Origin of the sequence: Streptomyces sp. NPDC058534, assembly GCF_042717365.1 — a bacterium.
Lineage (GTDB): Bacteria > Actinomycetota > Actinomycetes > Streptomycetales > Streptomycetaceae > Streptomyces.
In genome coordinates this window covers 13,739-37,776 of the sequence record NZ_JBHXNW010000024.1, presented here as the reverse complement: position 1 = coordinate 37,776, position 24,038 = coordinate 13,739, and the positions used below count along the sequence as shown (strand labels likewise).

The 24,038-nt window shown below is 67.6% G+C and carries 19 protein-coding genes, 1 tRNA gene and 1 pseudogene; 4 read left to right on the top strand and 17 right to left on the bottom strand.

Features of this window, described 5'->3' with window-relative positions:
• Window positions 1-148 precede the first annotated feature (148 nt).
• The 3 genes from lysA to ACFWR9_RS17120 all read right to left on the bottom strand — a co-directional run bounded on the left by lysA (window position 149) and on the right by ACFWR9_RS17120 (window position 3,207).
• Entirely contained in the window at window positions 149-1,549 is a 1,401-nt protein-coding gene (lysA, locus tag ACFWR9_RS17130) for a diaminopimelate decarboxylase (RefSeq protein ID WP_383842261.1), read from the bottom strand.
• A 25-nt stretch (window positions 1,550-1,574) separates the two neighbouring features.
• Window positions 1,575-2,651 carry an ArgS-related anticodon-binding protein NrtL gene (gene nrtL, locus ACFWR9_RS17125; protein ID WP_383842258.1) on the bottom strand — a complete coding sequence of 359 codons (1,077 nt, stop codon included), beginning with the start codon at window positions 2,649-2,651 and terminating at the stop codon, window positions 1,575-1,577.
• 97 nt (window positions 2,652-2,748) lie between these two features.
• Window positions 2,749-3,207: a response regulator gene (locus ACFWR9_RS17120; protein ID WP_383842255.1), complete on the bottom strand. Its 459-nt coding sequence runs from the start codon at window positions 3,205-3,207 to the stop codon at window positions 2,749-2,751.
• A gap of 187 nt (window positions 3,208-3,394) precedes the next feature.
• On the opposite strand from ACFWR9_RS17120, the gene ACFWR9_RS17115 reads away from it, so the two are divergent.
• A tRNA-Arg gene (locus ACFWR9_RS17115) sits at window positions 3,395-3,466 on the top strand.
• A gap of 788 nt (window positions 3,467-4,254) precedes the next feature.
• Here the strand turns inward: ACFWR9_RS17115 and ACFWR9_RS17110 are convergent.
• The 6 genes from ACFWR9_RS17110 to ACFWR9_RS17085 all read right to left on the bottom strand — a co-directional run bounded on the left by ACFWR9_RS17110 (window position 4,255) and on the right by ACFWR9_RS17085 (window position 8,731).
• Window positions 4,255-4,989: a hypothetical protein gene (locus ACFWR9_RS17110; RefSeq protein ID WP_383842252.1), complete on the bottom strand. Its 735-nt coding sequence runs from the start codon at window positions 4,987-4,989 to the stop codon at window positions 4,255-4,257.
• A 38-nt stretch (window positions 4,990-5,027) separates the two neighbouring features.
• Window positions 5,028-5,585: an RNA polymerase sigma factor gene (locus ACFWR9_RS17105; protein WP_383842249.1), complete on the bottom strand. Its 558-nt coding sequence runs from the start codon at window positions 5,583-5,585 to the stop codon at window positions 5,028-5,030.
• 91 nt (window positions 5,586-5,676) lie between these two features.
• Window positions 5,677-6,129 (bottom strand): hypothetical protein, encoded by a 453-nt coding sequence (locus ACFWR9_RS17100; protein ID WP_383842246.1) that lies wholly within the window; start codon window positions 6,127-6,129, stop codon window positions 5,677-5,679.
• A 226-nt stretch (window positions 6,130-6,355) separates the two neighbouring features.
• On the bottom strand, window positions 6,356-6,547 hold the full coding sequence (locus ACFWR9_RS17095; protein ID WP_383842243.1) for a hypothetical protein: 192 nt from the start codon (window positions 6,545-6,547) through the stop codon (window positions 6,356-6,358).
• A 482-nt stretch (window positions 6,548-7,029) separates the two neighbouring features.
• On the bottom strand, window positions 7,030-7,818 hold the full coding sequence (locus ACFWR9_RS17090) for a DUF3152 domain-containing protein (RefSeq protein ID WP_383842240.1): 789 nt from the start codon (window positions 7,816-7,818) through the stop codon (window positions 7,030-7,032).
• A gap of 475 nt (window positions 7,819-8,293) precedes the next feature.
• On the bottom strand, window positions 8,294-8,731 hold the full coding sequence (locus tag ACFWR9_RS17085; RefSeq protein ID WP_383842237.1) for a hypothetical protein: 438 nt from the start codon (window positions 8,729-8,731) through the stop codon (window positions 8,294-8,296).
• Between the two features lie 258 nt (window positions 8,732-8,989).
• Here ACFWR9_RS17085 and ACFWR9_RS17080 point away from each other — a divergent pair, with 258 nt between their 5' ends.
• Together ACFWR9_RS17080 and ACFWR9_RS17075 are read left to right on the top strand one after the other, a co-directional pair.
• Entirely contained in the window at window positions 8,990-9,478 is a 489-nt protein-coding gene (locus ACFWR9_RS17080) for a hypothetical protein (protein WP_383842234.1), read from the top strand.
• 54 nt (window positions 9,479-9,532) lie between these two features.
• On the top strand, window positions 9,533-10,057 hold the full coding sequence (locus ACFWR9_RS17075; RefSeq protein ID WP_383842231.1) for an SMI1/KNR4 family protein: 525 nt from the start codon (window positions 9,533-9,535) through the stop codon (window positions 10,055-10,057).
• Between the two features lie 17 nt (window positions 10,058-10,074).
• Here ACFWR9_RS17075 and ACFWR9_RS17070 read toward each other — a convergent pair whose 3' ends face one another.
• The 5 genes from ACFWR9_RS17070 to ACFWR9_RS17050 form a co-directional block, all read right to left on the bottom strand.
• The gene (locus tag ACFWR9_RS17070) at window positions 10,075-10,383 is read right to left on the bottom strand and encodes a transposase (protein WP_383842228.1); all 309 of its coding nucleotides are present in this window, start codon (window positions 10,381-10,383) and stop codon (window positions 10,075-10,077) included.
• Between the two features lie 21 nt (window positions 10,384-10,404).
• Complete coding sequence (locus ACFWR9_RS17065) at window positions 10,405-10,941, bottom strand: hypothetical protein (protein ID WP_383842225.1); 537 nt, start codon at window positions 10,939-10,941, stop codon at window positions 10,405-10,407.
• Between the two features lie 82 nt (window positions 10,942-11,023).
• Window positions 11,024-11,626 (bottom strand): DUF6461 domain-containing protein, encoded by a 603-nt coding sequence (locus tag ACFWR9_RS17060; RefSeq protein ID WP_383842222.1) that lies wholly within the window; start codon window positions 11,624-11,626, stop codon window positions 11,024-11,026.
• Between the two features lie 92 nt (window positions 11,627-11,718).
• Window positions 11,719-13,101: an SMI1/KNR4 family protein gene (locus ACFWR9_RS17055; protein ID WP_383842219.1), complete on the bottom strand. Its 1,383-nt coding sequence runs from the start codon at window positions 13,099-13,101 to the stop codon at window positions 11,719-11,721.
• Window positions 13,102-13,186: 85 nt separating this feature from the next.
• Entirely contained in the window at window positions 13,187-13,495 is a 309-nt protein-coding gene (locus ACFWR9_RS17050) for a hypothetical protein (protein ID WP_383842216.1), read from the bottom strand.
• A gap of 50 nt (window positions 13,496-13,545) precedes the next feature.
• Between ACFWR9_RS17050 and ACFWR9_RS17045 the strand changes: the two are divergent.
• Window positions 13,546-13,886 (top strand): annotated as a pseudogene (locus ACFWR9_RS17045) (transposase); the annotation flags it as partial.
• A 5-nt stretch (window positions 13,887-13,891) separates the two neighbouring features.
• On the opposite strand, the gene lepB reads toward ACFWR9_RS17045, so the two are convergent.
• From lepB to ACFWR9_RS17030, 3 genes are all read right to left on the bottom strand, one after another.
• Window positions 13,892-14,566, bottom strand: a complete 675-nt coding sequence (gene lepB, locus ACFWR9_RS17040) for a signal peptidase I (protein WP_383842213.1) — start codon at window positions 14,564-14,566, stop codon at window positions 13,892-13,894.
• A 51-nt stretch (window positions 14,567-14,617) separates the two neighbouring features.
• A complete protein-coding gene (locus ACFWR9_RS17035; RefSeq protein WP_383842210.1) occupies window positions 14,618-15,130 on the bottom strand; it encodes an SMI1/KNR4 family protein in 513 nt (170 codons plus the stop codon).
• Window positions 15,131-15,222: 92 nt separating this feature from the next.
• Entirely contained in the window at window positions 15,223-23,943 is an 8,721-nt protein-coding gene (locus tag ACFWR9_RS17030) for a DNRLRE domain-containing protein (RefSeq protein WP_383842207.1), read from the bottom strand.
• Window positions 23,944-24,038: the final 95 nt, after the last annotated feature.

The window sequence follows — 24,038 nt, the reverse complement described above, 5'->3', positions numbered from 1 at the left end:
ATACCGTCTACGGTTGGACCAGTCTCACGCACCGGACGGTATTTTCTGCCTTTCGTCCGGATCGTGAGACGTTTATTTCATTTTCGGACGAGTGCGGAACGAAAGATCTTCGCCCGCGCCCGCCTCGCGCTTTCCCCGGCCCTCGCCGTCACCCGACGTCGAGACGCAGCAGGTCCTCCTCGGTCTCCCGCCGCACGATGACCCGCGCCTCGCCGTCCCGCACGGAGACGACGGGCGGGCGCAGCACGTGGTTGTAGTTGCTGGCCATGGAACGGCAGTACGCGCCCGTCGCGGGTACGGCGATCAGGTCACCGGGTGCCAGGTCGCCCGGCAGGAAGGCGTCCTTGACCACGATGTCCCCGCTCTCGCAGTGCTTGCCGACGACGCGCGCCAGCATCGGCTCGGCGTCGGAGGTGCGGGAGGCGAGGGCGACGCTGTACTCGGCGTCGTACAGCGCGGTGCGGATGTTGTCCGACATCCCCCCGTCCACGGAGACATACGTCCGCAGCCCGTCGAGGGGCTTGACGGTGCCGACCTCGTAGAGCGTGAAGGCGGTCGGGCCCACGATGGCCCGCCCGGGCTCGACGGAGATGCGCGGCGTCCGCAGCCGGGCGCTCTCGCACTCCCGCGTGACGATCTCGGTCAGCGCCTTCGCGATCTCGTGCGGCTCGCGGGGGTCGTCGTCGCTCGTGTAGGCGATCCCGAGCCCGCCCCCCAAGTCAATCTCGGGCAGCTCGACCCCGTGCTCGTCTCGGATGTCCTTGAGCAGCCCGACGACCCGGTGCGCGGCGACCTCGAACCCGGACATGTCGAAGATCTGCGACCCGATGTGGGAGTGGATCCCGATCAGCTCGATCCCGTCGAGCTGGAGGGCCCGCCGCACGGCCTCCGCGGCCTGCCCGCCGGCGAGCGGAATGCCGAACTTCTGGTCCTCGTGGGCGGTGGCGATGAACTCGTGCGTGTGTGCCTCGACGCCGACGGTGATACGGATCTGCACCCGCTGCCGCCTGCCCAGCGACTCGGCGGTGTGGGCGACGCGCACGATCTCCTGGAAGGAGTCGAGCACGATCCGCCCGACGCCCGCGGCGACGGCCCGCTCGATCTCCTCCGGCGACTTGTTGTTGCCGTGGAAGGCGATGCGCTCGGCGGGCATGCCCGCGGACAGCGCGGTGGCCAGCTCGCCACCGGAGCACACATCAAGATTGAGCCCCTCCTCGTCCAGCCACCGCACGACGGCGCGCGACAGGAAGGCCTTGCCGGCGTAGAAGACGTCGGCGTCGGTCCCGAAGGCGGTACGCCAGGCCCGCGCCCGCTCCCGGAAGTCGGTCTCGTCGAGGATGTAGGCGGGGGTGCCGTACTCCTCGGCGAGCTGGGTGACGGCGATCCCCCCGACGGTGACGGCCCCGTCCGCGTCCCGCCCGACGGTGTGGGCCCACACCTTGGGGTCGAGGGCGTTGAGGTCGGCGGGCGGAGCTGTGTTTGCTGCGTAACGCCCCTCGGTGAGGACATCGGCGTGACGGGGCCCGGCGGGGTGTGCGGAACGGCTCATTTCTTCGCTGGCTCTCTCGCTGGCTTCACAGGTGGTCGGGTGCGTCGATACCGAGCAGGGTCAGGCCGCCGGCCAGCACCGTCCCGGCGGCTTCGGCGAGGGCGAGCCGGGCACGGTGGGCGGCCGAGGGTTTCTCCCCACCGCGCGGCAGCACAGTGGGCAGGAAGGGCAGCACGGCATCGGCGACGGTGACGAGGTGCCGGGCGAGGCGGTCGGGAGCGCGGTGGGCCGCGGCGGCGGCGAGTACGCGGGGGTGGTCGGCGAGCAGGACGTATATCGCGCCCGCGGCCTCCACAGGCCCCGGCTCGGCGGCAAAGCCGAGGTCGGCGGCGTTGCGGGCGAGGGCGCGGGTCCGGGCGTGGGCGTACCGCACGCGGAAGAGGGGGTTGCTCTCGCGCTGGACCAGGTGCTCGCCGTCGATCCGGGGCCGGTCGTGGGCGGCGGGGTGGAGCAGCGCCCAGCGGCCGGCGTCCCGCCCGAGCGCAAGGGGATCGCCCGGCGCGGGCACGGGCCTGACCTCGACGGACAGCCCTTCGGTCGCGGTCCCGTCGGCGTCGACGCGCACACCGAGGACGGCGCTCCATTCCGCCGCGAGCGGCGCGGCACAGCTGGTGCGGACGAGGGCGCCCTGGGAGCGCAGGATGCGGGCGGTGGCGTCGGCGACGACGACGGCGCGGGGGTGGTGGGCGCAGTGCAGCTGCACGACGCGGCGGTCGCGGTCTCCGTGTCCGTCTCCGTCTCCGTCTCCGTCTTTACGGTCGACGTAGCCGTACCGTGGCCCGCGCCGCAGCACCTCGGCGACCAGCTCGGCCGGGGCGGTGCGGTGGAGGCTGATGTTGAGAAACCCGGGCCCGGTGAGGACGACGTCGGCGATGCCGTCGACGGCGGCGAGATGCACCCGCAGCACCTCGGCGACCCGGTACGGCGGCTGCCCGGCCGGCCGGGCCAGCTGCAGGGCGATACCGGTGGCGTAGTCACCACACCCGCCGGGCCCCGGCGGACCCACCCCGACCCGCACCGGCACGTCCACGTCCAGCTCCCCGCCGTCGACAGCGCGACGCACCGCGCGCAGCACGGTACGGGAGAGCTCTACGGGGGTCACGGGTCAAGCGTATGGGAGGAGGGGGGTGGGGAGGCCAACCGGTTTCGGGGAGTCCCGGGATATGGACGGGTGAGGCCAGAGGGGGATGGCAGGGCGATCACGCCTGAGCGGACGACTCGCTCTCCCCCGCGCGGGGGGACGAGGCGGCCCCGTCACCACCCGCCACCCCGACCCCCGTGACGGTCCGCTCGGCCAACTGCCGTACGAGTCTCACGAGCTCGGCCGGCTCGAAGGGCTTGGAGAGGAAGGCGTCGACCCCGGCGGCGAACCCCGCGTCGACCTCGTACCGCGTACAGGCACTCACGATCGCGATCGGAAGCTCCTGGGTACGCGGATCGGCACGCAGCCGCGCGGCGGTCCGGAGCCCGTCCAGGCGGGGCATGACCACGTCCAGCGTGACGACGTCGGGCCGCACCTGATGGACGACATCCAGACACTCGACACCATCGCCCGCGGTCACGACCTCGAAGCCCTCCAGCTCGAGATTGACCCTGATCAGCTGCCGGATGACCTTGTTGTCGTCCACAACAAGAACCCGGCCGGACGCCCTAGGCACCACTCGAGAGTAGGTCCGGACCGGCCACCGCGTCCGGCTTTTCCCCACTTCCACCCCTGCGGGGGACAACGCCCCGCGCGTGTGCCCCGACAGGCCCCACGACCCGCGAAAACCCGTTCATGACCACTCCGGGGGAGCTGGTAGTGTTCTACCCGTCGCCGCGAGCAACACCGAACGCGACGGACACGCCCCCGTAGCTCAGGGGATAGAGCAACGGCCTCCGGAGCCGTGTGCGCAGGTTCGAATCCTGCCGGGGGCACTTCGGATCAGGACCCTGACCTGCAGGAATGCAGATCAGGGTCCTTTGCGTCCACCGCGCGTGACCTGCCTGAATGTGGCGGACGCCACACCGAAACGCACACGGTCAGGTGGGTCGTCACTCTTTCCCCTCCGTCGGGTACTAAATGACGATGTATGGCGCAGGCGTCTCTTCGGTGACTCTGTGTCCTGGCGGTTCTGTCGTTCCCGGAATCGGAGCGTGAACGCATAGAGCAGCAGCGGCGACCCCCTCACGGCCGAGGGAGTCCCCGGCTGCCCGGTCAATTCATGCGGACCCTCTGAGATCCGTACCGTCGGCGATGCGGGCCCGGGCGGCACCGTGAGATCAGCTCGACCTGCCGAGGCAGTTGGCGTGGCAGCGGTGTGCGCCGCAAGGCTGTCCAAGGGCGACCTCGTCTTGGCGCAGGTGCCGATGGGGTCAACGGGTGGTGCGGCCAACACGCGTCAGGCCCTGGAGGACTTCGTCCGGGGGCGTGGCATCAGCGTGGACACCGCCGACCAGTATCGGAGGGTTTCCGCGTGGTACACCGCCGAACGGCGGGAGGCGATCGCCGGCACCGGTGGCGTGGCCTCATACACCCTGCTGCGTGAAGTGGCTCTGCATACCTTCGGCACCGCTGATGACCCGGAACGTCGCCTCGCACCGCGTCGGTGTTCCGGGAAGCCCGGCACAGGAGGCCCTGCATGCCGTGTGGGGTGGCGGCCCCGGTCGTCCTTCATGTCCGGGCCCGGCCGGGCTTGTCCTCCGTGCTGCTCGCACGGGCACCGTCATTCCTCTTCGTCCTCGATCCTCTTCGGCGCCTGGCGGTCCTGCTGCGACCCGTTGTCAAGCGACTGCCCCGGCGCTCCTTCGTTCTTCTTCGCGGCATCCGCAGACTTGCCCTTGTCCGGCCCTGCCGGTTTGGCCGTGTCTCCCGTCAGCCGGGCACAGTAAGCGGGGACCTCCGCCGCGCCGCCGGCTTTCTCCTCGAGGCGCGCCATGGACCGGCCGCGAGGCGCGGTGCCTTGGCGTTCCACTGCACGCAGGTACACCTTGCAATGGGCGCGCGTGTCAGCGTGCTCGGCATCGGGCCCCGGGCCCGGGTGTCGCGAGCGGCCCACCGACGGATCGGGATATGGTGGCGCGGGCAGCCGACCCTCCGGTGCAACTGTCCGGGACGGTGGGTCACTTGGCTGCTGTGTCGTGGGCGCGTCCTGCCGCGCGCCACCGCCGCGCTCGAAGGGTGAGGGAATCACCCCTGTCCCGGCCGCGACGGCCACGCCTCCCAGAGCGAGGGCGGCGACCGCCGCCGCGAGCAGCACCTTGAGCGAGGGCATGCGGAAGGGACCGGCCGCGAGAGGGCGCCGTTCGGCAGCCCGCCAGTCGTCCTGGGGCCGCACGTCCACAGCACGATCGAACAGGCTGCCGTCGTCCCGCGCAGCACGGAAGGCCCTGAGCGCCTGCTGATGCGCCGCGGGGTCGAGTTCACCGCCGCGGGCCGCCGACTTCAGGAGTGCGGTCAATTCTGGGGTTGTGGGGTCTTCCCGTTCCGGTGCCATGCTCATCCTTCGCGGCGGCTCATCGCTCGTCCCGCCAGCCTCTTGAGTCCGCGGTGTGCTGCGGATCGTACTGCGCCGGGGCGCTTGCCTAGCACGCGCGCGGCCGAGACGCCGTCCAGACCCACGACGACCCGTAGCAGTACGGCCTCGGCCTGATCGCGCGGAAGGCCGCCGATCAGGTCCAGCGCCTGGCGGGTGGAGAAGGTCTCCAACACCGCCGATTCGGTGTCCTTCACGTCCGGCACCTCGAGCACGTCCGCCTCGATCACCGAGATCTGCGGGCGCCGCCGTTGTCTTCGCAGGTGGTCCAGTGCCCGGTGCCGGGCGATGGTCGCCGTCCAGCCCCGGAACCCCGCGCCGTCGCCGCGGAACCGGCCGATGTCGCGGGCGATCTCCAGCCACGCCTCCCCGGCCACGTCCTCGGCCTCGTCGCCGACCAGCCCGCGCAGGTAACCGAGGAGTCCTGGCTGCACCAGCCGGTATGCCGTCGCGAACGCGTCCTCGTCGCCGCGCTGCGCACGCTCGACAGCCGTGCCCAGCTCCGCGTCGTACTCCCCCACGCTTCCCTCTTCGTGCTGCCTCGGCACCGCACACCGTGCCCGTGTCGCAGGGCGAGCCCCCTTGAGATCTGCGTACACCGACACGAAAACGTCACACGGGGCAGGATCTTCGGGCCGTTGTGACGGTCCGACGGCCGTGCAGCATCAGGTAGAACCGCTGGACCGACTCCTCGGGCCCGCCTGTCTCGAAGCGATTGACCACCTTCCCCAGTGGATTCCACACCCGCCCGTCAGGCATCCGGACGCCGACGGGCTGCCCGAACAGTTCCCGCTGCTGAGGGCTCAGATCCACCCACTGCGCGCCGGCCCTGCGGACGATGACCTCACCTGTGTACGCGCCGAGGTTCTGCAGGAGACCGATCGGCCGCACCACACGGTCGGAACTGCCGCGTCGCGCGCCGTCGATGATGAAGTCGACGAGGCGCAGGCTGGTGACGGAATAGTCGAAAGGAAGTCGACCGCGGGCCGCCAGGCCGCCCACGACCGTGTTCACGTACACGCGCATGCCGGACGCGCCGGGCAACTCTTTGAAGTCCAGATCCATATAGATCCCAGCGACCTGCGCGGGGCGTACATCACGGGCAGCGGATGTGACACCAGTCACTCCGCCTGCTCCCGGCTCACCCGATGGCGATACGCAGTTGCGCCGATGGCGCGACCCAGCCGATGAACCGGTCCATCGTCGCGCTTGGATCGGACACGCAACCGGCAGTAGGGTCCTTGCCGTTGACATGAAGGAAGATCCCGGCACCGCGGCCGGGCATGGCGGGTCAGCGGTTGAGTTCGATGACGAACGCCTTGGCGTACTGCGTCGCGTAGTTGGCGGGGTGTTCGCTGCCACGTTCGCCGGACTCGGTGAGCGGGAAGTCTGCGCGCCCTGGCTCGGTATGCGTGGAGTTGTAGAACTTCGACTTCGGATCTCGGACCCACCAGTGGCTGTCGCTGACCTTCGTGTACGGCATAGCGGTGCCGCCGGCCGCTACGCCGAAGCCCTCGGTGATCGTGTATGTGCCCGACGGCGTGGTGTCCGTGCTCTGCTTGCGCGTCGAGCCGGGGACGACGCCGTTCGACCCGACCCTGTCGGCGCTCGTGAAGAACTGCGCCTTCCAGCCGGAGGAGCCCTTCTGCCAGGCGGAGCTGCTGCACGGGCAACACTCCAGCCGCCGTGCCCGATCTGGCCCGTCACATAGCCTCCCGGCACGGCGAGCTGCTCCGCGTTGGAGGACTGCCCGAGCCGCAGCAACGGCTCCCAGGTCGGGAATTCATGCCTCCAGGGCATCGGTGACCTCCTTCATTCCGTTGATCGCAAGGAAGGTACGTATCGGGGTCGGCCAGGGCCGCCACCGGCCGGGCGGATCAGTCACCCTGCACGAGGCACAGCGCCCAGGCGCGACAGACTCGCTCCTGAGAGCGAGAACCGACTCACCGGCGCCGTGTCCGCGGGTCACGGGACCGCTGGGCCGCCCAGGTACGCGCCGGACCGGTTGTAGGGCCATGCGTTGGCGACGCAACCCTTCAGGCCCTTGATCTGCTGCATCATCGCCGGGGCGGGCTCGCCCGGCCCCGGGCAGGTCTCGTGGCCCCGGCCGATGCCGTGGCCGACCTCGTGGTTGATGATCAGCGCGCGGTAGTCGCCGATCGGCCCGTCGAACTCCGGCGAACCCAGCACCCAGCGCTTGAGGTTGACGACCACGTTCTCCCCGACCCGGCAGTTCACCTCACCCCTGGTCTGGAGACCGGCGGCCCCGCATATCCGGTCGACCGTGCCGGGCGTGGCAATCTTCACCGCCAGGTCGTAGAACCCGGAGCTCACCAGCCGGAACGAGTGCGTACCGCTGCGGGTCCAGCCCCTCTCGTCAGCGAGGATCGAGGAAACCTCGGCGGCGGCGTCGGCGGCCCGGATGTCGATGCCGTCCTCGACCATCACCCTGTAGCGCACCACCCGGCTTCCGCTGCCGATGGCCGCCCCGTCGGTGCGGGCCGTCGTGAACGTACCGGGGCCGGTGGCGGGAACGTCGACAGTGTCGTCCTCCGGGGAGGACGACGGTGACGGCGACGTGGAAGCAGCGGCCTTCGGGGACGGGCTGCTCTTGAGGGACGGGCTGGGACTGCTGCTCGGGGACGCGCTGCCGGAAGAGCCCGGCCGGGCCGTCAGGGGGGAGGTGGTGTCCTCGGCCACCGACTCGGCCTGCGTGTCCTGCCAGTGCGCGACGGCTACTCCCCCGCCCAGCATGGCGCAAAGGAATGCGCCGATCAACACCCCGCGTGCCGCACCGCCGTTGCCCGCGTGTCTGCTGCCGGCACGCGCGCGGCGTCTTCGGCCGCGATCGCCGGATGGGACCGATCTGCGCCGACGCGGTGCTTGCCGACCCACGGCAGACCGTCCTCCCTGGCTGAACGGCGCTGCGCGGCACTGTGCGGTGCGGCGGGCCGATGAATCGTACGGGTGGCCCGGACGGCCCCAGGCGCTCGGCGGTCTCATGTACCTCCCGGCCCGGTGTGAACCGACGCACCCCGCCCTGACCAGGAAAGCTTTAGTCGCACAAACAGACGACGGTCAAACCAGCGGACTAACGTGACATTCCTCGCAACCTGCAACGCGCTCCGCACATCCGCGCTGACCTCCCCTACCCGGTACCTACCCGGCACTTCACTCGCCGAGCGAACCTTCGACGACGGCCCGGGTGATCAGCGCTCCCCGCTGCGCATCAGGCGTAGACCTGCTTGGCCACGGACCTCGTTCGCGGCGGCGGCCCTCTGGTAGAACCGGCGAAGTACGCCATGCGTCCCAAGAGGCCCTCGACCATCCAGTCCGGCGCCGTGCCGACCACCCTGCCGTCCAGTTGGGACCGGTGCCGGCGGAGCAGGTCCTGGTCGTCGACGCCGTCGAGGAACTCATACGCGGCCCTCACCCTCTCGGGGCTCTCGAGCAGCAGGTCGACGTGCTCGCCCAGAGGCGCGACGTGTTCCCCGCCGAGGACCGGCAGGCACTCGGCCCCCGTCGGCGGGAAGTCCTCATCACACGTGAGGAGGACGTTCACCATCTGCCAGTCCTCGCCGAGGCTGCACAGCACCCCAGGGTTGACCTCCTCCTGATACCGCTCGTTGTCCAAGCGCCCGGCGAATCCCTGCTCCAGGTGATCCACCCCTTTCTCCACCTCTCGGACATGAACGCGGCGCATTCGCAACGAGTACCCACGCTCCTGCTCCATTCCTTCGGAGCAGCATGAACCTTGAGACGCTTCACGGCCCGACACACGGGCCGGCGGGCCTTGACAGAAGCCGGGCTAAGAAGCCGTTGTCTTTCCGGGAGTGGCGGGTGTGTTCCCGCTGGTGAGGCATAGAGCCGTGACGCCGGCGGCAGAAACGAAGTGCCATGTCGTCTGTGCGGTGGAGGTGTCGGGATGCCGTCTGTAGTGGGGCTGTTGCAGGAGCGCGAGCGTGCCGCTCGGCAGCGGGTGGAAGCTCTTCAGGCCGAGCTGCGCGAGGCGGAAGCCGTGTGGGAGCGGTTCGTGATCGCCCGGGAGACGGTCGGACTGGTACTAACTGAGGCGCGCGGAGGCAATGAGGTGCCGCCGGTCGTGGCAAGCGAGCGGCCGGTGCGGACCGCTGCGGCTGTGCCGGGATCGGTCGTGCCGGTGTGGAGAGACGGCCTCGATGTCGGTGTGCTTGCGCCGGACTACCGCCGACTCGTGGATGTCCTGGCTGGCGGGACCGGGGGTGGGGAGACGATGGACTGTCGGCAGCTGGCAGTGGCGCTCGGGCTGGACGCGGTCCCTGCGAAGGTCGAGGGGGTGCGGTCGAAGGCGAAGCGCCTGGTCGCGCGAGGCCGGCTGGCCGAGGAGCGCCCGGGGGCGTTCAGCATGGTCGCCGGGCAGCTCGGTGGCTCGTAGGCTACCGGGGCGGGGTTCCGGCCGGGACGCCCGGAACCTGGGAGAAGGGGCTCGGTGGTGGCAACGCTTTCGGAGGTCAAGGCCCTGTTGGGTGAGCCCTGGTTCAACTGGTCGGATCCGGCGCCATGGATCGAGATGGAGCGGGAGTTCGGCATCGAATTCCCTGCCGACTTCCGCGAGATAGTGAACGCCTACGGCTCGATCGAGATCAACGGGCAGCTGTACCTGGAGCACCCCGCCGGCCATCTTCTGCACAGCCTAGGAGAAACCATCAGGGGGGATCTCGAGATGTGGCGGGAGGAGGACATGGCAGAGTTCCTGCCCAGTCCGGCAGGAGCGGGTCCCGGGGAGTTGATGCCGGTGGCGTCGGCGACGACGGGAGAATGGGTTTTCCTTCGTGTTCCAGATGGACCCTCATCGCCCTGGCGTATCCTGGTTCAGGAGCTTGACAGTCCGGCTTGGACTCTCCATGAGATGACGTTCATTGAATGGCTGCTGGCGTATCTCAGAGGTGAGGACGTGACGGTGTGTTCGCGCAACCTCGCGCCTGACCGTCCGTTCTACGAACCCCTGTCCTGAACCTGAATAGGGTGGAATCAGCGTGTTCGCCGGGCGAGTCGGCGGCTCATGACCATGCTCATCGACCACCGGGTCATCGCTTCCGAGGTGTCGGTGCGGCCTTCGTAGTCACGGGCGAGTCGGCGTGAGCGCATCAGCCACGCGAACGTTCGCTCGACCAGCCACCTCTTCGGCAGCACCGTGAAGCCCATCGTGTCGTCGCTGCGTTTGACCACGCTCAGCCCGATCCGCAGAACATGCCGGGGCGGACGACATGAAGCGCTGGCTCCCCGAGCAGATTCTTCAGATCTTCGAAGGTATGTGCCTTTGCCGTTGTGCCGGAGCATATTCCGTCGATGCCGGACCGCTCAGAAGGATCGGTAGTACGGCGTCCCGACCGTCGCCGCAACGCTGAATGGAGAGAAATGCTCCTCGGTGAGCACCCGGTAGACGAACTCCGAGGCGGTCATGTCGAAACGCTGGAAGGGCTCCAACGGATCCACTCGCGCCACCACGGGCCAGCTCGACGGCTCCTGAGAGGCGTCGGCCAGCCAGAAGCACTCCTCCTCGATGAAGGAATAACCCCACTGGACAAGACCGCTTCCCTTGTGCTCAGCGTCCACGCCGAGAACCCCGAACGGTTCGAAAACCCGCCGGTTTTCGGGGTTGCCGCGCACGGACCTGAGCAGCGACTCGTGATTCGAGAGAACCGATTCCGTGTCTCCTTGCGCCGCCAGCACCAGAACATGGTCACTGAAGGCACCCCATGGCGCGAAGCGGCGGCGCAATTCCTTGAAGTCAGCCGGCAGAGGAGTACCCAGGGCACTTTCGGTGCCGGACCAGTCGGGGTCGCCGGGCTCGGCGCTCCAACCCGTCACCGCCACCAGACGATCAACCCACTCCATTTGCACCCCTCCGCGCGGCTTACGAACCGAACCTATTGCCTCTTGGTCAGGGCTTGTTTCCAAATCACCCGATCAACCCCCATCAGGGGATGTCCCAGTACGGTGTGCCCACGTACCGTGTAGCGGACGGGAGTTCGACCGTCATCAGGGGCTCGCTGAACCAGGACCGCCGAACCGATGTTCCCATGACCTTCTCCGCAAGAGCAAGGATGTTCGCACCCCACAGGCCCTCCGCATCGAGAAGCCCGTCACACCAGGAGGCCCTCCAACGAGGGTCATCAGCGCGAAGCGCATTCACTGACCCGTCGTACTCTTCGTACACGACCAGGTCGCCGTCGACCGCATAGTGGACGCTGTCGGCTCCATTCACATCGAAACGCACGCTGAAACATCGGCCACCTCGCGACAAGTCACGTAAAGCCCCGGGAACCGCTGCGACGTATCCGATGCTTTCGATTGTGTAGGCAATATTTCCCGTTTGCCCGACACCCGCGAATTCGGAATCGTCGGCCAACTCCAGCGCCTCCAGAGCCGTCAGGCTCCGCGTCGCAGCCAAATCTCCACCCAGGCGCCGGATCACATCGTCACGATCGACTGCCTCGATGAGGGAAATCGTCGGGACAATGTAATCCTCCTCCAGTTCGAAAATCCAGGAGAATTCTCCACCAGCACCTGTCATGATCACCTCGGAATGAGACACGAGAACGGGTCCGCGAGGGGTTACCCTACGGACCCCGTTGGCCGAAAGGTGATCGACCGGCCGGGGCGGCGCACTGGCTACCCCTCGGTGCCCAGGCGGCCTTCGAGGACGGTCCTGGTGATCAGCGGGCGGCCCCACAGGGCGAGGAGTTCGTTGGCGAGCGCCACGATCGGGAGCGGGTGCCGTTCGCCCTGCACCTCGATGGCGGCGGCCGAAAGGCCCCGTGGGACGGCGTCGGCGTCGAGGAGGGCGCGCCACTCCTCGGGCCCGAGCTCCAGGTACTCGAGGCCGGTCAGCCGGGCGATCTCAGCGGGGTCGGCGAGCGTACCCGGGTAGGCGCTGAGGGTCCGCAGCCGAGGCAGACCGACGACCGGCTCGAGGCTGAGCGGCTCGCCCTCCCATACGCCGATGCCGAGCACCTCCAGATCGGGGTGCGCGGCGGCCTCCACGCTGTCCAGGCTTCGGACATTCACCCTGGCCACCACCGGCGGATGGTCCCAGGCACGTCCCGAGTACCAGTCGTTGCGGCGGTTCACCACCATGTCGGTCAGGGAGTCGGCGCGCAGTTCGGCACCGATGTTCCGCTCGTGGTCGAGCATGATGATCTGCCCGACGTGCCCGCTCGGCCCCGGTGTCAGATCGACCGCCACCCGGTCGCCTCCACCGTTGTCGCCGAAGACTATCCAGCCGGGAGAGCCGACCAGATCCTGTACCGCGGCGTCCGGAGCCGTGACGACCGCGTCCATCGCCGCGAACCGCCAGGGGCAGGGACGGGACTTCACATCCGCGACATACAGCCGGTCCAGTGCGAAGAGTTCGCAGCCGACCGCGTGGCCGATGCGCTCCATCGCCTCGTAGGCTCCCTCCCCGTCCTCCCCCCGCGCACGTGTCACCCGGAAGAGCACCTTGAGCTCCTCGGGCAGCGCGATGCCGAGACGCGCCTCCGCCTCGGCGATCTCTGCCTCCGTCGCTCCGATGGCGTCGGGCATCCGCTCGCGGAGTGTCCGCTCCAGCAGCGCCAGGTCCACCGACGCCGACGGCCCCGTGGCGGGCGCCGGTTCGGGAAGGCGGCGCCAGGGCTCGGGGACGGCTCCCTCGATCAGGAGCAGCGCACCCAGGTAGGGACTGCCGAAGCCCGGCTCCACGGCCGGACCCGCGTCGAACACGCTGAGCACAGTCTTCCCGTCCGGCGCGCTCTCCACCATGAAGGAGACGGTGTCCACGCCGTCGGCCTTGAGCGCGCTCTGCACGCGCTCCACTGCGGTGAACTCGTCCTGCATGTCATCGACCTGGGCGGCACGTCCTGGCAGGGGGAGGGGCTGGCACACGGGCACACTCCAACTGCCGTGGCTGATCTGGCCCGTCACATGGCCGCCCGGCACGGCAAGTTGCTCCGCGTTGGAGGACTGCACGAGCCGCAGCAACGGCTCCCAGGTCGCGAAGTCATGTCTCGAGGGCAACGGTCTCCTCCGGTTGTTCGGTTGCTCGCAAGGAACGCGCGCATCAGGCAAGGCCGCCGATCCCGGCGGGTCGAACGGGCGCGGCTCAGTCGCGTGTGTTGCCCTGCAGTCGGCGTTGCAGGAAGGTGGCAAAGGTCTCGTCCTCCAGGCAGATGAGGGCGGAGCCGTCCGGCTCGATGTAGCCGACGCGCCAGTCCTGAGGATCGTCCTTGGCAGTGAGCCAACCGGCCGCTCGGCCCTCCACCTCTCCCCACTGCAGGAACCGCCGATCCTCGTTCAGCCGGCGCAGAGCCGGGGCCGCCCGGCTCGCTGCGCTGTCGGCGCCTGTCTGCACGACGGGAAACACCCGCACGCCCGCGATGACCCCGCCGGGGAATTCCTTCATGACCGCCACGTAGTCCTCCGGGAGGCTGTCGCACGACTCGCTCGCAGCGCGGTCCACAGCATCTGATCGTCGACCGGCACGGCACCCCGCTCGCGGTGTCACTGACCGGCGGGCGTCGTCACGATGTCAGTCGGCTCATCCCGCTGCTCGATGCCATTCCAGGCATCCGGAGCCAACGCGGACGGCCCCGTCGGCTGTTCACCGACCGCGGCTACGACTTCGACAAGTACCGCAGGCTTCTTCGCGGCCGAGGGATCACACCGAAGATCGCCCGTCCAGGTGCCCCGCACGGCTCCGGACAGGGCAAGACCCGCTGGGTGGTAGCGCCGACCTGCATCCGGGCTTCCTCGCACTCGCCTGCAGCATCATCTGTTGGAGACGCCCCCGAACCGCATTCTGAAACGATCAGTAGTCCACGGGCCATGACGGCACCGCCGCACCTGCTCTTCGGGAACGCCGCCCGGTCACGTACCCACCGATTCCCAGCCCGGTCCCGACCAGCGTCAGCAGGGCTCCGAAAACCCCCACGGCCAGCATCACCCACGGCAGGGCCGGCACTTCCCGGACACGGCCGCGCACGTCGGAGGCCGCGACGCTGCCCGACTGCTCGCTGAGAAAGTAGCGCGAGTCATTCGCGCTGGCCCGGTGGTCCCCGAGCAGGAACAGTCGCCCCTCCGGGACGGTCACGTCGTACTGTGCTCCCGCCCGGCCGAACTTGTCGCGCATCACGTACGGTTCGTCGATCTGCCTGCCGTTCACCGCGACCCGCGCACCGTCGCGGGACTCCACGTGGTCTCCGCCCAGGCCGATCACCCGCTGCACGACCGGTGCACCCCCGTACCGGCCCGGCACCCTGACGAGAACGACATCGCCCCGGCCTATCTCGTCCTCGTCGATGCGCTCGATGGCCAACCGCTGGCCCGGACGATAGGTGGGCTGCATCGCGTCGCCCGTGATAGTGACCTGCTCGTCTGCGAGGCCACCGTCATACCCGATGCCGCCGAGCAGCAGTACCAGCCCGACCGGCACAAGCACCCAGCCGGCGACGCTCAGTCCGCGACCTTCACTTCGCTGCCGCACCAACGCCACCTCCATCACTGCTCCCTGAGAAACCGGCGACTACGCTGATGGTCACATGTCTCCGACCGAGCGGCCCGGCTGGAACTCCGGCTCAAGGGCGTACTGCACGATCCCGAAGGGCTTGAAATCGGAATCCGTAAGGACCCTGTAGAGGAATTCTGAAGTCGACATCTCAAATTTACGCCACTCCCCGGCGTCACCTCGGGCGAGAATCGGGTATTTACCGGGATGTTGAGCATCGACAAGCCAGCAGTACTGATCGGCCCACTCCGTCGCCCCCCACTCGATGACCCCATTGCGTCCCGGCGAGTAGGCGGGGTGCGGATCATCGGCTTCGCTCGCCGAAAGAGAAGCTCGCCACTGGGTGACGAAGTCGAAGGCGGGGGAGTCCGACTGCGCGAGAAAGAATACGGATTCGCAGAACGTACCTCCACCGAATGCCTCGACGAGCTCCTTGTAGTCCGCCGGCAGCGGGAGCTGGAGCTCTGACTCGATCGACTCCCAGCCGACGGAAAGCCCCAGCGGCTCCCACCGGGTCAACTCGATCAGGCGCTGTACCCACATAGGAATACCTTTCAAGAGTGAGGGCGTAGGTGACTTTCGTTTACACCCAGTCACCTACGCCCATTGTAGGCTTACCGATTCGGCATACTAGCTCAGGGTTTCATCCCTGTGGGAGTATTCCAAATCGTTATTGGTTCGGCTGGAATTTCTCCGGTGTCCATGTTCAGCCAGTTGATGGTCAGGTGGTCGGGGGCACCATTGCGTCCGGTGTAGTGGGCGGTCACCTCGTAGTAAACCGTCTGGCCACTGTTCACCATCGCGGCGACCTGGTCCTCCACCTTCTTCATCTGGGATCTGTTGGGCCTGCCGTACAGGGAGACGAGATTCCGGCGGTCCGTACCACTACCACCCAGTTGGTTTCCGAGCAGGTGGCCGCGGTTCATCCCCACACCATCCACGAAACCGGGAGGCCTGGTTTCGGGGTGGTTCCTCATGGGCCGCGGAACCGGAGATCCCGCGATCATGGAGTCGGAGTCTCCCATCGTCTGGCCGGCGTCGTTGATCCAGCTGAAGTCGCCCTTGTTCAGACAGGCTCGCACCCCCTGTGCCCGGTCGTACTTGTCCAGCGGCTGGTAGAACACCGCGCTCTGGTCGTCGGTGCAGTTGTCCTGTGTGAACGGGAACCGTGCCACGCCCGGAACCCAGTCCCACTTCTCCTCGGGCGTGATGAGCCGCCCCTTGCTGAGGTCGTCCGTGGGCTCGGACTCGTAGCCGTTGGGGGCCGTCTCGTTGTACCACCCGATCCCCGTCAGGAAGGTGTCGACGACAGAGGTCCAGCCGCCCCTCGCCTTCTTGGCGCCGCCCACGACGGCGTCGCCGATCGTTTCGATGACGTCGCCGCACCAGTCACAGCCAAAGATGTGGCCGTCCAACTCGACGAAGCTGGTGGGGTTGCCACCGGTGAAGGCGTACCGGTTCCCGGTGTACGGATCGGAACCGAGCCCCATGTCGGCGAGGGCGCCGTTGTACATGTCCCGGCTGGTGAACCGGTTGAGTCCGGGGTTGTAGTCCCGAAAGCCCATGTCGTAGGTGGCCGAGTGGGCGTCCCACCGCTTCGAGTTGTAGCGGTAGGGGTTGTACGCCTCCTTGGTCGGGTCGCCGGCGTCGGGCTTGTCGATACCGGTGAACTCGGACTCGTCGTCCGACCCGTAGGCGGTGTAACCGTAGGTGGCCTTGGAGTTGCCGTCCTTGTCGGTCAAGGTCTCGACGTCGGTGTGCGAGTTGTAGCCGTAGTAGCTGTCCTCGCTGGTGCCGTCGGTGTTGTGCTTGACCTGAGACAGACGCTCGCCCCACGGGCTGTACTGGTACGACTTGGTGAGCTCGCCGGAGACCTCCTCACCGAGCACCTCGGTCGACAGACCGAGGTAGGTGAAGTCGGTGGTCTTGCCGTCGGCCGTCTTGGACGCCGTCCGGTCGAGCGGGTCGAAGGAGTACTTGGTCGACTTCAGCGTGCCGCTGTCGTCTGCCTTCTGCGACTCGACGACATGGTCGAAGCCGTCGTACACCGAACGCTCGATGACCTTTCCGCCACCGGTGACGGACTCCTGACGGCCGAACGGGTCGTAGTTGTAGGTGGCGGTCGAGCCGCCGACCGTTGCCGAGACCAGCCTGTTGCGGTCGTAGGCGTACGTCGTCGACGTGCCCTTCACCGTCTGGCTGACGACATTGGCGTTGTCGTCGTGGACGTAGGTCTCGGTGCCCGCGCCGCTACCGGTCTTGACCGACTTGGCGAGCCGGTTCGCGGGATCGTAGGTGTAGTCCGTGGTCGACTCGAGATAGGCCGAGTTGCTGTCGGCGTTCATCTTCTTCGCGACGTCCTGCGCCTTGTTCCCGTTGGGGTCGTAGGTGTAGGTGTGCGAGGAGACGAGGGTGCCGTTCGGCTTCTTCTCCGAGGTTGTCTTGACCGCACCACTGAGGTAGTAGGTGTAGTCGACGGTGTTCTTGTTGTTCTTGGTCTCCTGGAGCTTCAGGCCCCGGTCGGTGTACGTGTACGACGTCAGCTTCGGCGAAGTGTCCGAGGACGACTTGCCGACCGAGACCGTCTTGACCAGGTCCCGCAGGTCGTAGGTGTACTTGGAGAACTGGTCGGGGTGGGTGATCGTCTCCGGCTTGCCGTTGCTGTCGTAGGTGTACGACGTGGTCTTCTTCTCAGTCCCGGCGAGCGCTTCAGTGATCTGGTCGACCTGGTTCAGGCCGGTGTAGGCGATCGTGTAGGCGTCGATCCGGGCACCGGAGGAGGTGTCGTCGATCGAGGTCAGGTTGCCGTTGACGTCGTAGGCGTAGGCGAAGGACTTCTTCTCGGTGTCCGTCTCGCCGGCTGTGTCCCGCACCAGCTTCACGCCGTCGGCTACGACCGTCCCGGCGCTGTTCTGGTCCAGCTTCAGCTTGGCGTCGTTGCCCTGCTTGAGGCTGTAGGAACCGAGCGAGACCCATGTGCCGGTGGCGGCGCTCTGGTCCTTGGTAACCGCCGGGTGCGTGGTGGCGCCCTGCGACAGGGTGTACTTCGCCGTCGTGGCGGCGCCGGTCACCTTCGGGTACTTCACGTACGCGGTGTACGAGCCGTCCTTCGGGATGTTCAGCGTCCATGTGAAGGCGTCCGTCCCCGTACCGACCGCGTGCGTCCGGTGGTCGTAGCCCTGCTGCCCGGTGGTGTCGCCCTTGGCCCACGATCCCGTGGCCGAGGTGTGGTGACTGTCGGAGTTGTCCACCAGGACCACCGACTTGCCCACGGGGACACCGTCGTCCGCCTTGGACTTCAGCTTGCTGTCGGGGTAGTACGACCACGTCATGGTGCGGTCCGAGGAGCCGCCCGCCGACGTGAGCGTGCGTGCCTTCTGCTGTCCGAGCTCGGTGTAGTCGTAGGTGGTGGTGATGTCCCACGGGTCGGTGGACTTCTTCGTCCAGCCGTTGTCGAAGTACTCGAGGGCCGTGTCGTTGCGGACCGTCTGGCCCTCGGACGGCGGCAGCGACTTCTTCGACACACGGCCCACGGCGTCGTACACCGTCTGCGTATAGACGTTGGGGTCGTTGTAACGGGGGTCGTTCCGGTCGTACGGCTGGAACTGCTTGACCGGGCGGTTCAGCGCGTCGTACTCGGTCCGCTGGGTGAAGTCGTCCGCGGTGGCCGTGGCCGCGCCACGCGGTGAGATCACCTTGGTGGTGTTTCCGACCTGGTCGTACTCGTACTGCGTCTCGCGGAACGTGGTCCCTTCGTGAGGGGCCCGGACCGCCTTCTGCTTTCCTCGCTCGTCGTAGTCGGTGTAGGTGATGTTGCCCTCGGCGTCCTTGGACTGGACGGCCAAGGAGTCCTTGTCGTAGGTCGTCGAAATGGAGTTGCCGGCGGCGTCCGTGACCGTGGTGACCCGGTGGTTCAGGTCATAGGCGGTCTTGGTCAGGTAGTCGGCCGTGTCCGTCGTGGCGTTCTTCCTGGGATCGACGATCCGGGTGACGTTGCCGACGTTGTCGTACTCGTAGGAGATCCTGTGCTGCGCGGAGTTCACCACGGAGGTGAGCTGGTAGATCTCGTCGTAGAAGTTGGTGGTGACGTGGTCGGTGGTGTCCGCCGTTGTCAGTACACCCTTGGGCTCGGTCGTCGTTCTGAGGTTGCCGACCTTGTCGTAGGTGTAGACGGTTTTGCGCTCGGCGGAGGTGGCCGTGTCCTTCGGCGCTGTGTCCGAGGTGATCTGGTCCGCCGCGTCGTAGACCGCCGTCGAGACCGCGCCGTTGGGTGCGGTCGCCTTGGTGACGTTGTCGTTGGCGTCGTACTCAGGCGCCGCCAACGTGATCAGGTCACCGGCCGCCTGGTCCTTCGGCACCACCTTGGCCAGCGGACGCCCGAAGGTGTCGTAGGCCTGCGTGGTCTTCTTGCCCAGTGCGTCGGTGGTCTCCCGGACCTGGCCGCGCTCGTCGTACACGAACGACGTGGACTTGTTCAGCGCGTCGGTGATCGTGGCCGGGTAACCGGTGGGGCCGAAGTCGCTGTTCGTCGTCGGGCTGCCGTTGGCGTCGGTCGCCTTGGTCATCTGGCCGTGGGTGTTGTAGTCGTACGACGTCGTGTAGTCACCCGCCGTCGTGGTGGCGACGCCCTTGGGGTCGGTGACCGTCTTGAGGTTGCCGAAGGCGTCATAGCCGAACTGCCACTTGCGGCCTTCGGGTGAGGTCTTGGTGGCCAGATCGGCGGCGAAGCCGTCGGCGCGGGTCTGGTACGTGTACTGCGAGGAGTTTGCGGGGTAGACGCCCGGAGCGCAGTCAGCGGCAGATGGGACGCCCGCCTTGTTGTTCTCCGCGTCGCGTGACCAGAGCGGGTAGCCGGTCTTCTGGTCGTAGCAGTAGGCGGTCTTGGCCCCGTTGTCCTCTTCCAGGTAGGTGACGTTGTTGTCCGCGTCCCACGACATCCGCGTGGTCTCCGACTTGGCGTTGGTCGTCTGGACCGGGCGGCCGAAGTCGTCCGCCACGTAGTCGGTGGCGTGCGACTCGGAGTCGGTGACCCTGGTGTCGGTGAACTTGGGATTCGTGGCGTTCACGGCGTAGGCGAAGCCGGTGGTGCCCTGAAGACGGTCGGTGATCGTCTTCGTCCACCAGTGGTACTTCGGGTCGTCACCGGCCTGCGGGGCGTAGTACGCCAGGGCCGTGCCGTTGCCGCGCGGGTCGGTGGCCTTGACGAGCTTGACGTTCTTGTTCCCCTGCGTGGCGTCATAGGTGAACGTGAAGTCCTTGGGCTGGCTGGAGCCCAGGCCGTCGGTGAACTGGCCCAGCAGGCCCTTGTCCGTGTAGTAGAAGGCGATCTTGCGGCCCGAGATGTCCGTCATGGACTTCACGTGGTCGTAGATCTTGGAGTTGGTCAGGTTCGAGTCCGTGACCTTCGCGCCCGAGTCGTCGATGTACTCGTAGGACGCGTCACCCTTCTTGTAGTACTCGACGGTGAGCGACGTGCGGCCGGCCGGGTCCGTGATGTACTTCAGGAACTTGGTCGGCTTGTTGTTGGACTTGCGCTCCTCGTAGGTGAACGTCTGGGTGTTGCCGTTCTTGTCGACGGTCGACGTCATGTAGCCGTCGCAGCCGAAGAGGAAGCGGGTGCCGTCCGGGCGGGTCAGCGTCCAGGCGTCCGGGACCGGGTCCTTGGTGGGCTTGCAGTCCAGGGCCGGTTTGGCCTCCAGCTTGTAGTGGACACCGGCCGGCGCCTTCCACACGCTGTTCGTTGCGTCCCAGCGGAAGACATGGGTCGTGCCGTCACCGTCCGGAAGTCGGATCTCCGTGGGGTTCGGATTCGGGTGGAAGTCCAGGGGCGCGCCCAGCCGGATCGGGCCGGCGGCCTGGAACGACCAGCCATGTCCGGCAACCGTGTCCGAGGTGTCCTGCGAGTTGTACGCGAACCGGGCGAACGTGGTGAGCCCCCGTCCCGGGTTCGTGAACGCGTTGTACGACCAGACGCTGTTGCCCGACGCCAGGTTGGTCATCACCGTCGACCCGGCGCCCGTGTTCTTGCCGGTGTAGGAGTAGAACTTCTCCAGGCCGAGCTGGTTGGAGGTCGGGTCCTCGACCGCCACGTTCTGCTTCAGCGCCGGGATGCCGCCCGTGCCCGCCGACAGCCAGCTGCCGTCGGAGACCTCGCGGACGTCCCAGCCGAGGACGTACTCGTTGCGCTTGTTGCCGGAGTCCGAGTTGATCGGGGTGGCGACCTGGGCCTGGATGGTGGCCGACTTGCCCGGCAGCAGGGCCGGGATCGGGGTCTCCAGCTGGTTGCCGCCGGTCGTGACGTCCGTGCCGTCGGGGAGCTTCCAGGTGTAGGACAGCTCCCGCTCGCCCGCTGCCCACGCCGAGGACGTGGTGTTGGTGACCGTGAAGTCCACCGTGTAGGTGGTGTTCGGGGTCATCCGGGACGGGGTTGTGGGGGCGTAGTACGTCGAGGAGGTGGTCGAGTCGACGTAGATGACCTGCATGTACGGGCGCAGCTGCGGGTCGGCGGCCTCCGCCGACAGGAACAGGCTGCGCTCCTGCGGGCCGGTGGTGGACTCGTCCTTCAGCTTGACCGCGACGCCCTTGTTGCCGGCCGGGGTCTTCACCCAGCTCTGCATCAGGCTGGTGGCGTCCCACCAGTGCCGGCCGACGTCCGACATGTTGGCCACGGTGTCGGAGACGGCGGCGTTCATGTCACCGCCGGCGCTGGTCCAGGCGGTGGTGGAGGTGGCGTTGTTCCAGGTGGCGCTGGTCTCGGCGAAGTCTCTTGTCAGGGCGTGGAGTTCGTAGATGGCTCCGTTGCTGCCCGTGGTGGTCTCGGCGCCCCACATGTACATCCGGTTGTCGAGCACCGTGGCGGTGGCCGGGATGTCGCTGGTGGGGAACTTCAGCACGGCACGGGTCTTGCCGTAGGTGCCGGAGTTGTTGCCGACGCTCAGCCACTTCTGGCCGACGTCCCAGGACTGGATGGTGTCCTGGTTGGTGGTGGGCTGCTGTGAGGAGAGGGTGGTGTCGGTGACGCCGCCCTGGCTGCCCTGGATGATCTTCATCGTCCGGCCGGCCTTGGGGATGCCCACGACGCGGGTCGGGGATCCGAGCAGGTCGCCGTCCTCGGTCTTGACCACGATCTGGTAGTAGTACGACTTCCCGATCTCGCTGGACGAGGAGTCGGGGGTGGGCACCGCGGTGGTGTCGGTGTACGCGGTGGCCGCCTTGTCGATCGGCGCGATCAGTGTCGCCGCGGAGGGCGTGAAGTCCTGCTGCGTGGAGCGGTGCAGCTGGTACTCGACGATGTCCGCGCCCGTGTCCCCGGCGGTGTTCTTGTACGTCGGCCAGTGCAGCTCGGGGCCTGTGGAGTGCACCACGGTCGGCGAGTCGAGCGCGGTGCCGACGCGGCCCCAGGTGACGGTCAGCCGCGGAATGCTTGAGGTCTCGCCGCCGTAGTAGCCGTCACCGGCCTCGTAGCGGGGGCCGCCGAGCGGCCCGGTGGACGACTCGTCCTTCGCCTTCAGGATGAAGCCGTGGTTCGCGGTGCCGTCGACCCACTTCTGCACCGTGTCGGCGACCGGGAACTCGTGCCACTGGTTGTACTCGCCCTTGTTCTTGACGATCTGGGCGGGGTTCACCAGGCGGACGGCGTCCGCGATGACGGAGGTCGAGGCGGAGGCGGGACCGTCTCCAAGGACGATCTTGCCAACGGTGCCCTTGTCGAACGGCAGCTGCGTGCCGCCGTTCAGCGAGGTCCACACGCCGTTGGTGCCGGCGGACTGGTCGACGGTGAACGTCTGGGTGCCGTCGCGGTGGGTCACCGTGTACGGGGCGTTCGTCGCCCGGTCGGTGGCCGCGACGTAGTGCACGTCGACACGGTAGGAGGCTGTGTCGGTGACCTTCGGCTGCCAGGTGTACTTGTCCCCGGCGACGGCGTCCTTGTTGTAGTGGTAGTCCTGGCCGATCGCGTACTGGGTCAGCGTCGAGCCGGAGGCGGGCCAGGTGCCGGTGGCCGCCGTCGTACCCGCGTCGCCGTCGTCGGCCTGGACGCTGGTGCCGGACAGCTCGCCCAACAGTCCCGAGGTGTTGGACCATGTCGCCGTCGACTCGTCCCACGCGCCGGTCGCCCGGTGCGCCTCCATCGTCACATCGTTGCCGTTGGTGGTGTGCGACTGGTCGAAGTAGACGCCCAGCCGCGCCCCGTCGACCTTCACGCCGGCCGGGATCTCGTCCAGCGGGAACTTCAGCAGCGAACGGGCCTGGGCCGTGCTGGAGGTCTTGCCGGTGGACAGGTTCCAGGCGGAGTTGAAGTTCACGCCCGGCTGGTCGGACAGGACCATCGTGTCCTGCGAACCGGACGGCGAGGGCGCGATGGTGATGGTCGGGTCGATGACGACCGGGTACTGGCGCTCCTTCGCCGCCAGCCACTTCGCGTCCGGCGTGACGGTGAGCTTCCAGCCGGCGCCATCGCCGTCGCGGGAGAGCTTCTGGGTGACGGCTGCGCTGTACTCGTACCCGTACGGCGACGAGGCCGACTTCTTCGCGTCGGTCATGTACGGCGCCGGGATGACCAGCACCGGGGTGTTCGGCAGTTCGCCGAAGAACGCGATCGAGCCGTCCTTGCGGGCCTTCGGGGTCAGGCCCTCGGTGTTCAGGGTGAAGGTGTACTTCACCGGGCCGGCGGGCCGTTCGGCGAGGGTGATGTTCTCCTTCACCCGGCCGGGGCCGACCTGGTACGAGAGGTCGGCGCCGTTCGCCGCCCCCTTGTAGGTGACGGTGGCGCCCTTCGCCTCCGGCTTGAGGCGGGCTCCCGCGCCCTCCAGCCCGAGCGTGACCGACCGGCCGCCGTCACCAGCCTCGAAGCGGAGCAGCCGGTCCGGGTCGGACCCGAACCAGCTGCGGCCGGTGTTGGCCGTGTTGGCGAACTCGAAACCCTTGGCCTTGGTCTCCGCGACCCGGGTGTCGATGTTCTTCCAGGTCTTGGAGGCCGTTTCCCTGTACGAGGTCGGCGCGGCCGACAGCTCGGCCTCGACCCGGCCGTCGGAGAGCTGCCAGAAGCGTGCCGTGGGCGTCCGGCGGGAGGTCAGCTCCTTGACCCGCTTCGCCTTCGGATCGTTCTTTCCCTTGGCGAGCTTCTGCCGGTCGGCTATTCCGTGGTTGCCGTACGAGGGCAGTTCTTTGCTTTCGTTACCGTCTTCTCCGAACCAGTCGGTGACGGTTTCGACAATTCCCTTACCATCGTCCTTTTCGGGCTCTGATGGCGGGGCCGCGTAAGCGACCTGCGGCAGTAGCGTGCCTGCCACCGCCGCGACCACCAGACAGGAGAGATATCTCCTGTAGGGGACCTTCACGTCATTACCTTTCGACATCGGCGGCCGACCCCCGACGAGCGCGAAACGGGCACGCCGAACGAGCCGGAGCGGAGAGTCCCGGCCCGGCCTTGAGCATGGCTGTGCAGCCGCAT